The following is a 7,065-nucleotide window of genomic DNA, read 5'->3' as shown; positions in this document are numbered from 1 at the left end:
ATCAGTGCGTGAACATGTGATTGTCTTACCAGAAAACTAATATTTCTGGCATCACTATTTGTTCAAACAAACACGCTATTGGATTCTCAAACCACAAACACTCACCCGTCACCACAACCCCCAAAAAAAGGGCGTGTACACCAGGGGTGTCAGTTTCAATTTTTCGTTGTCACCCGTGTTCCGTGTGAACCACACCCAAACTGTGTTTGTGCTGGTCACACCGGTGAAGACTGTTCTAGAAGAACTCGTTTTCTGCGGGGCAACGAGATACTACTCTAGTCCAGGCCTGGCTCGTCGTGCAACTCGAAACCGGCTCTCTTGCAGTGACGCCCGACACACAGGCCCCGGCTGCCTGAACTGGGGACGGACAATTCCCCGCCAACGCCCGGATCTGTCGGTGTTACCGTCGCTTCATGACTGCGGAAAATGTTTCTCCTCATCCCGACAACGGCTCAGCACCGATAGCTGTTATCGCCGGAGCCTCCGGTTTCATCGGCAGATCACTCATGACTCCCCTGAACTCGTGGGGCTACCATGTGCGCACCATCGGCCAGGCCGCTTCCTCAGGAACACATGTCTCCTGGGATGACCCGGAAGAGATCGCTGCACTCATTGATGGTGCCGATCTGCTCATCAACTTCGCCGGCCGCAGCGTGGGCTGCAGATACAACGACCGCAACCGGCAGGGCATCTGGGACTCACGAGTTATGACGACTCGGGTATTGAACGATGCGGTCAGGACCGCCTCGTCGCCACCGCGCCTGTGGATCAACTCGAGCACGGCGACGATCTATCGCCATGCCATGGACCAGCCTCAGACCGAAGACGACGGTGACATCGGCGAGGGCTTCTCCGTCGACGTGGCCAAGGGCTGGGAACGGGAGTTCTTCCAGGGGGAACTGCCCAGGACGAGGAGAGTGGCAATCCGGATGGCGATCGTCCTCGGCGACGGCGCGGCTCTGAACATGCTCGCGACCGCAGCCCGCTTCGGCGCTGGCGGTCCTCAGTTGGAAGGGCGCTGGTTCGGTCACACCCGGTACCGGGGCATTGGACCTGATGCGTCAGGGCCTAAGGTTTGGCACCGGCATCCGCTCAGTCATGGGAGGCAGCGGTTCAGCTGGGTGCACATCGACGATGTTGTGCGCGCGATCCGATTCATCGATGAACATGAGGAGCTGACCGGGCCCATCAATGTCTCGAGCCCAGGCGTTTCGGACAACACCACTCTGATGGCGTCTCTGCGACGGGCCGTACGGATGCCGCTAGGAATTCCGGCGCCCCGTTGGCTGCTGGAGATCGGGATGCTCGTCCTGCGTCAGGAATCGGAGCTGGTGCTCAAAAGTCGGTGGGTGCTGCCCAAGCGACTGGAGCAAGCAGGCTTCGATTTCACATGGACCGACATCAGAGCCGCGACGAAGAGCCTGCTGCGCTGACAGATCAGCCGGCGGTCACCTCGGCGGGGATACCGGCCTGCACACAGTCGGGGCAGTAGGGCTGACGATTCTTTTCGGTGCAGTCCTCACAGCGCAGGTACTGCTGCCGGCAGTCCAGATTCGCGCAGTTGACGAAGTTCGGGGTCGCCTTCTCACACGCGACGCAGTGACCGATCGATTCGGCACCGTCGCCGAACTCCACGTGCATGCGCTTGTCGAAGACATAAAGGGAGCCATCCCAGTATCCGGTGTTGCCGAAGGTCTCCCCATAGCGGACGATTCCGCCGTCGAGCTGGTAGACCTCTTCGAAGCCGCGGTTCTTCATCAGCACGGACAGGACCTCGCAGCGGATGCCGCCGGTGCAGTAGGTGACGACCGGTTTGCCCTTGAGATCGTCGTACTTGCCCGATTCGATCTCCTCGATGAAGTCTCTCGTGGTGTCCGTCTCGGGAACGATCGCATCGCGGAACTTCCCGATCTGGGCTTCCATCGCATTGCGTCCGTCGAAGAAGACGACATCGTCACCGCGCTCGTCGAGGAGTTTGTGCAGGGCTCCGGGCTTGAGGTGTTCACCGCCGCCTTCGACTCCCGTCTCGGTCACTGTGATCTCATCATCGGTGCCGAAGGTCACGAGCTCTGGTCTGACCTTGACACTCAGTCGTGGGAAATCGTCTCCTTCACCGTTGGACCATTTGATGTCGGCCTTCTTGAACGGTGCGTAGGACCTCGTGGCCCGCACGTACTGTTTGACGTCGAAGATGTCGCCGCCGATGGTGGCATTGATGCCATCCTTCGACACGATCACGCGCCCCTTGAGCCCGAGGCTCTCAGCCAGAGTGTGCTGCCACAGTTTGACTGCTTCGGGGTCTGCCAGAGGGGTGAATACGTAGAACAAGACGATCTTCGGAGTTGCCATGGCCTACATTCTAATTGGCGAATGTGTGCGCCGAACTCGGCGGTAGGGTCTGGCCGATGAGACCTGCTTCCCCTCCTCCCCCACTGCACGGCTAAGATTGACGGTGATGCCGTGTCGTATGAAAGGGCCATTAAGAGGACATGTCGAGTAACCTCAACGCTGCGAATTCCACGCAGGTCGAATCCCAGCAGGTCGAAACCGACCAGGCCAATTCCAAAAAGGTCAAGGAGACAGTCGAGTTCGCTGCTGCGAATCCCGATGTGGATCAGCCCTATGCCGACCTCGGCCTCAAAGCCGACGAATACGCCCAGATCCGTCAGATCCTGGGACGACGTCCCACCTCGGCGGAGTTGGCGATGTATTCGGTCATGTGGTCCGAACACTGCTCGTATAAGTCGTCGAAGGTGCACCTGTCGAAGTTCGGCGACAAGGTCACCGAGGACATGAAGAAGCACCTGCTCGTGGGCATCGGTGAGAATGCCGGCGTCGTCGACATCGGCGACGGATGGGCTGTGACCTTCAAGGTCGAGTCCCACAACCACCCCAGCTATGTCGAGCCCCACCAGGGTGCGGCCACAGGTGTCGGCGGAATCGTACGCGACATCATTTCGATGGGCGCCCGCCCCGTGGCCGTGATGGACCAGCTGCGCTTCGGTGCCATCGACCACCCCGACACTTCACGCGTGCTCCACGGAGTCGTGTCCGGGATCAGCAACTACGGCAACTCCCTCGGCCTGCCCAACATCGGCGGCGAAACCGTCTTCGACTCGGTCTACCAGGGGAACCCTCTGGTCAACGCTCTCGCAGTCGGCGTGATGCGGCACGAAGACATCCGCCTGGCCAATGCTTCGGGCAAGGGCAACAAGGTCATCCTCTTCGGTGCCCGCACCGGTGGCGACGGCATCGGCGGAGCCTCGATCCTCGCCTCGGAGTCCTTCGACGATACGAAGCCCTCGAAGCGCCCGGCCGTCCAGGTGGGCGACCCCTTCGCAGAGAAGGTGCTCATCGAATGCTGCCTCGAACTCTTCCACGCCGGAGTGGTCGAAGGCATCCAGGATCTGGGAGCCGCCGGCATCAGCTGTGCGACCTCGGAGCTGGCCTCGAACGGTGACGGCGGCATGCACATCGCCCTCGATGATGTGCTGCTGCGCGATGAGACTCTCACTCCTGAGGAGATCCTCATGTCGGAGTCGCAGGAGCGGATGATGGCCGTGGTCACGCCGGAGCGCCTCGACGACTTCCTCGCGATCGTCGGCAAATGGGACGTTGAAACCTCCGTCCTCGGTGAGGTCACCGACTCCGAACGCCTCGTCATCGAATGGCACGGAGACGTCATCGTCGATGTGCCACCACGCTCGGTCGCCCACGACGGTCCCGTCTACGAACGTCCGATGTCCGAGCCCTCATGGGCCGCCGAGGTGGCCGCGAACACCGTGGAATCCGCTGGCTTGGTCAAGCCCGAGAGCAACGAAGAACTGCGGTCGACCATGCTGCAGCTCGCCGGCTCACCGAACCTGGCGTCGAAGAAGTGGATCACCTCGCAGTATGACAAGTACGTGCAGGGCAACACCGCCCAGGCATTCCCCGACGATGCCGGAGTCATCCGCGTCAACGAAGAATCCGGACTCGGTGTCGCCATCGCCACGGACGCCAACGGTCGCTACTGCTACCTCGATCCGGCCCGCGGCTCAGCGCTGGCGCTGGCCGAGGCCTACCGCAACGTCACCACTGCCGGGGCCATCCCCCGCGCGGTCACCGACTGCCTCAACTTCGGTTCCCCCGAGGACCCGGAGATCATGTGGCAGTTCGCAGCCGCTGTTGAGGGCCTCGCCGAGGCGTGCCAGGACATGGGCATTCCCGTGACAGGTGGCAACGTCTCCCTGTACAACCAGACCGGTGGCGTGGCCATCCACCCGACTCCGGTCGTCGGTGTCCTCGGCGTCTTCGATGACGTCACCCGGGCCACCCCGAGCGGTTGGAAAGAACCTGGCCAGACCATCTACCTCCTCGGCACGACCGAAGCCGAACTCGACGGTTCGGCCTGGGCCGACGTGACTGCCGGTCACCTCGGCGGGGTGCCTCCGCAGTACAAGCCGAGCACGGAGAAGGAACTCGGTGAGATCCTCATCAACTCCTCACGTGATGGCATGATCGATGCGGCGCACGATCTGTCCGAGGGCGGACTGTCTCAGGCACTAATCGAATCCTGCCTGCGCTTCGGCACCGGGGCGCGCATCTGGCTCGACGAAGTGTGCGAACGCGATGGTGTCGACGTGTTCACCGCGCTGTTCTCTGAGTCAACGGCCCGTGCGATCGTGGCCGTGCCGCGGTCCGAAGAGGTCCGCTTCAAGGACATGTGCACCGCCCGGCACTTCCCGTTCATCCGCATCGGCATGACCGACACCGGCGAAGAGGCACCCGTCCTCGAAGTCGTCGATCACTTCGAGGTCGGCCTGGACGAACTGCGCGAAACCCATGAGGGGACACTGCCGAAGCACTTCGGCTGAAGCGTGGCCGCCGCGGCGGTCAGCACGTCCTCACCCTATTGATTGCCGAGGGGACCCCTTAGCGCCGAGAGAACCAGTTGCAACTGGTCCGGTCAAAGCTAAGTGGTCCCCTCGGCGTTTTTAGTTGCCACGCGGCAGGCCGCCGAGCACGTGCAGCAGACCAAGACCGCAGAATGTCACTCCCAGCAAGACACATTGCGTGAGGACCATTGACATCGCGAATGAGGAACCGAACCAGTTCATAGCCCATTCGACAAAGGCGACCACGAGTCCCATCAGCAGCGCATAGCCGGCAGCCACGAGGTGGGTCCACCAGGTTCTGTTGCGCGCGAGGTTCCAGGCAATGATTGTTCCGGCCAGCACAACGCCGCCGTGGAAGGTCCAGATGATGCTCGGGATGATCATCGCCAGTTCGAAACTGCTGGCGCTGCCGCCGAAACCGCTGCCGCCGAAACCGTCGACACCAGGATTCACAATGATCGGCATCAGGTACGGCAAAGCGAATGCATAGATGCTGATGGCAATGAGTAGTCCTATCCCGAACAGACGCATCGGCATCGGACTGGCCCTCACTGTGAGAAGGGCAACGACGCCGAGGACGAGTTCGAGGATCGCTACTACGACGCTCATGGCCGAATACACGGCGAAGAATTCAGGCCGCACCCCGTCGACCATCATCGGCATCATCACGAGCTCCGGCAATGAGCCGATGGCCAGGGCCACCCAGTACAGGACCCGCGCCGTCCACCCGGGTCCGACCTCCCGTTCGGGTCCTCCCGAAGAAGCCTGCTGACTCATGACATCACTGTAGGTCGGTGAGGGCCAGGACCGCGCTCTCTTCACCCAGTTGGCGCCACAGCAAGTGACCCAACATGACGAGTCTCTCGCATGCGAAGTGGCTAATGTGATTGCCTGAGGGGGAACGATTCGCCTACAACACAGTCGAACAACCGAAGGAGTCACCCATGGCCACCATCCGCACCTCGCACGCAGGGTCCTTACCCCGCACCCCCGAGCTCATCGAGGCCAATAAGGTCAAGCAGGCTCAGATCACCGCCCGCCTGGCCGGAGAAACAGTCTCGGACGCACAGACTCAGGAGTTCAACGAGCTCCTCTCCGCCAGCGTCGCCGACCTCGTCAAGCGCCAGAAAGATCTGGGCATCTCGATCCCCAACGACGGCGAATACGGCCACACAATGTCCGCTGACTTCGATTACGGTGCCTGGTGGCATTACTCCTTCGCCCGCACCGGCGGGCTCGAACTCGATGACGTCGACAAGTGGGATGCTCCGGCTGTCCGCTCGGAGCCGGGCAACACGGTTCTGACCAGCTTCGGCGACCGCCGCGACCGCAATCTCTTCCCCGGCGTCTACGGTGATGCCAACGCCGGCACGGACACCGGTGACCAGCCGCAGTTCCCCAAGGCCACGAGCGCCATCAGCTACGTCGGCCATGATCAGGTCGCCAGCGACATCGCCAACCTCAAGGCCGGTCTCGCGGCTGCTGGGTACGGTGAACGCGACGGGTACATCAACGCGCTGTCCCCGGGTTCGGCATCTCGCATCGCCAACGAGTTCTACAAGACTGACGAGGAGTTCATCTGGGCCTGGGCCGATGTGCTGCGTGAGGAATACCTCGCCATCACCGAGGCGGGTCTGACCGTCCAGATCGACGACCCTTCACTGGCCGAGAACTTCGACCAGATCAACCCGGAACCCTCCTTCGCCGACTACCGGTCGTTCATCCAGGTCCGCATCGACGCACTCAACCATGCTCTGCGCGGCATCGACCCGGCGCAGGTTCGCGTCCACACCTGCTGGGGTTCGTGGCACGGGCCGCACGTGACGGACCTGCCGTTCAAGGAGATCGTCGACCAGGTGCTCACGCTCAATGCTGGTGGCATCACCTTCGAGGCGGCCAACGTCCGCCACGAACACGAATGGCGGATCTGGGAGGATACGAAGCTGCCCGAGGGCAAGTGCATCATCCCCGGCATCGTCTCGCACTCCACGAATGTCGTCGAGCATCCCGAGCTCGTCGCCGATCGCATCGAGCGTTTCGCGAAGCTCGTCGGTCCCGACAATGTCGTGGCCTCGACCGACTGCGGCCTGGGTGGACGCGTCCACCCCGAGATCGCCGTCGCTAAGCTGCAGTCATTGACTGCTGGTGCCGAGATCGCCTCGAAGAGGTTCTGAGCTCAGCTGACTCC

At 61.9% G+C, this 7,065-nt stretch carries 5 protein-coding genes; 3 read left to right on the top strand and 2 right to left on the bottom strand.

Translation table 11 applies throughout. The features are described from left to right. Nucleotides 1-413: 413 nt before the first annotated feature. A complete protein-coding gene (locus BSP239C_RS11235; protein WP_101572861.1) occupies nt 414-1,433 on the top strand; it encodes an epimerase in 1,020 nt (339 codons plus the stop codon). Nucleotides 1,434-1,437: 4 nt separating this feature from the next. Here the strand turns inward: BSP239C_RS11235 and BSP239C_RS11230 are convergent, their stop codons facing one another. Continuing rightward, nucleotides 1,438-2,349: a rhodanese-related sulfurtransferase gene (locus tag BSP239C_RS11230; RefSeq protein WP_101572859.1), complete on the bottom strand. Its 912-nt coding sequence runs from the start codon at nt 2,347-2,349 to the stop codon at nt 1,438-1,440. A 140-nt stretch (nt 2,350-2,489) separates the two neighbouring features. Here BSP239C_RS11230 and purL point away from each other — a divergent pair, with 140 nt between their 5' ends. Next, a complete protein-coding gene (purL, locus tag BSP239C_RS11225; protein ID WP_101572855.1) occupies nt 2,490-4,856 on the top strand; it encodes a phosphoribosylformylglycinamidine synthase subunit PurL in 2,367 nt (788 codons plus the stop codon). A gap of 120 nt (nt 4,857-4,976) precedes the next feature. Here the strand turns inward: purL and BSP239C_RS11220 are convergent, their stop codons facing one another. Continuing rightward, nucleotides 4,977-5,654, bottom strand: coding sequence for a hypothetical protein (locus tag BSP239C_RS11220; protein WP_101572853.1), 678 nt, complete (start codon nt 5,652-5,654; stop codon nt 4,977-4,979). A gap of 167 nt (nt 5,655-5,821) precedes the next feature. Between BSP239C_RS11220 and BSP239C_RS11215 the strand changes: the two genes are divergently transcribed. Beyond that, a complete protein-coding gene (locus BSP239C_RS11215; RefSeq protein ID WP_101572851.1) occupies nt 5,822-7,051 on the top strand; it encodes a cobalamin-independent methionine synthase II family protein in 1,230 nt (409 codons plus the stop codon). Nucleotides 7,052-7,065: the final 14 nt, after the last annotated feature.

Source organism: Brevibacterium sp. 239c, assembly GCF_900169365.1.
GTDB lineage: Bacteria > Actinomycetota > Actinomycetes > Actinomycetales > Brevibacteriaceae > Brevibacterium.
Note: the sequence above shows the minus strand (reverse complement) of the source record. Positions and strands in the feature narration are given on the sequence as shown.

What these genes read in the sequence shown, in the direction of transcription:
- BSP239C_RS11230 (WP_101572859.1), bottom strand. Translation starts at nt 2,349, where the DNA reads ATGGCAACTCCGAAGATCGTCTTGTTCTACGTATTCACCCCTCTGGCA.
- BSP239C_RS11235 (WP_101572861.1), top strand. Translation starts at nt 414, where the DNA reads ATGACTGCGGAAAATGTTTCTCCTCATCCCGACAACGGCTCAGCACCG.
- BSP239C_RS11215 (WP_101572851.1), top strand. Translation starts at nt 5,822, where the DNA reads ATGGCCACCATCCGCACCTCGCACGCAGGGTCCTTACCCCGCACCCCC.
- BSP239C_RS11220 (WP_101572853.1), bottom strand. Translation starts at nt 5,654, where the DNA reads ATGAGTCAGCAGGCTTCTTCGGGAGGACCCGAACGGGAGGTCGGACCC.
- purL (WP_101572855.1), top strand. Translation starts at nt 2,490, where the DNA reads ATGTCGAGTAACCTCAACGCTGCGAATTCCACGCAGGTCGAATCCCAG.